The following is a 1,030-nucleotide window of genomic DNA, read 5'->3' as shown; positions in this document are numbered from 1 at the left end:
GGACTAGTTGTCTGATCGCGCCGTCAGCAATGAAGGCACGCTTAACTGACTTTGCATCCACATCGTCTCAAACGTTCACTGAACGAACTTCGCTGGATCGCCACTTCCGTAAATCGCCACTGGCGTCCAATAATCCCTTCTGTGCAAGGGCCATGACTCTCTGCCCGTAAAAGACATCAGGAATATCAGTATATCGATCGGGATACGCGTACATGGCGGTTGCGATTACCAAGGCAGTCTTCTTCCGGTAACTGCTCAACGTCGACAAGATTGCCTCGTCGATTGCATCAACATCTGCAGTCGTCAACGCTGCTATTGCTTTCATGTCCTTGTTATCTAGGACCCTATGCAAATCATCCCCATCCGCAGTCATGCATGCTCCCCTATCAAAATGGTCACGCCGCCGGCGGCACCCCCAGCATCTCCTCGAGGTGCGCCAGCGCCCCCTGGTCCTTGATGACCGACCGCAGCCACGTATGCAGGTCCTGCTCCCCGGCGCTCGCCGCTTTCTCCGCGAAATACGAGACGGGGCTGTGCGGCTCCGTCTCGCGGAAGTATTGCGCGATCAGGCGCAGCTGCGCGATCGCGTCCGCGCGCGAGCGGATCGGGCCGCTGGCCGCGGCTTGCGGCTGCGGCGCGGCGGCGATGACGGTAACCGCCGCCGCGACGTCGAGAGACGGCGCTTCGGCCACAGACACCTGCGGCACGGCCGCCGGCGCCGGCAACCCGTGCAGCAGCGTCTGCACCGCATCGCGTGCCTGCGCAAAGCCCGGGCTGTCCTGGCCGAGGCGTTCGTCCGCCACCCGTTCCAGCTGCGCGAGCGCGTCGAGGCAGTCCTGGGCATCGGCGCGCAGCCCGTCGACGAAGGCGGACGAGCTGGCGCGCCGGGCCGCTTCCATGTCCGCCAGGCGCGGGGGAGTCTCCGCATCGCCCGCGGCGGCGCGCCGGCGCGCGGCGTCGAAGTCGACCGTCGACCCTGKCTCTTATACACATCTGACGCTGCCGACGAGAGGCGAAGTGTAGATCTCGG

2 protein-coding genes are annotated in these 1,030 nt (G+C 64.2%); both read right to left on the bottom strand.

Translation table 11 applies throughout. The annotated features are described in order from the left end of the window. Nucleotides 1-67: 67 nt before the first annotated feature. The gene (locus tag AC1DYX_RS31475) at nucleotides 68-325 is read right to left on the bottom strand and encodes a DUF3658 domain-containing protein (protein WP_477266179.1); all 258 of its coding nucleotides are present in this window, start codon (nucleotides 323-325) and stop codon (nucleotides 68-70) included. Between the two features lie 70 nt (nucleotides 326-395). Then, nucleotides 396-899, bottom strand: a complete 504-nt coding sequence (locus AC1DYX_RS31470; RefSeq protein WP_477266177.1) for a hypothetical protein — start codon at nucleotides 897-899, stop codon at nucleotides 396-398. Between the last annotated feature and the right edge of the window lie 131 nt (nucleotides 900-1,030).

The sequence above is a fragment of the Massilia sp. P2_C2 genome, assembly GCF_056404615.1.
The sequence above is the reverse complement of the archived record's forward strand: the minus strand, read 5'-3'. Positions and strand labels throughout refer to the sequence as shown.

Coding starts and splice junctions, on each gene's coding strand:
- AC1DYX_RS31475 (WP_477266179.1), bottom strand. CDS start 325: ATGAAAGCAATAGCAGCGTTGACGACTGCAGATGTTGATGCAATCGAC.
- AC1DYX_RS31470 (WP_477266177.1), bottom strand. CDS start 899: ATGGAAGCGGCCCGGCGCGCCAGCTCGTCCGCCTTCGTCGACGGGCTG.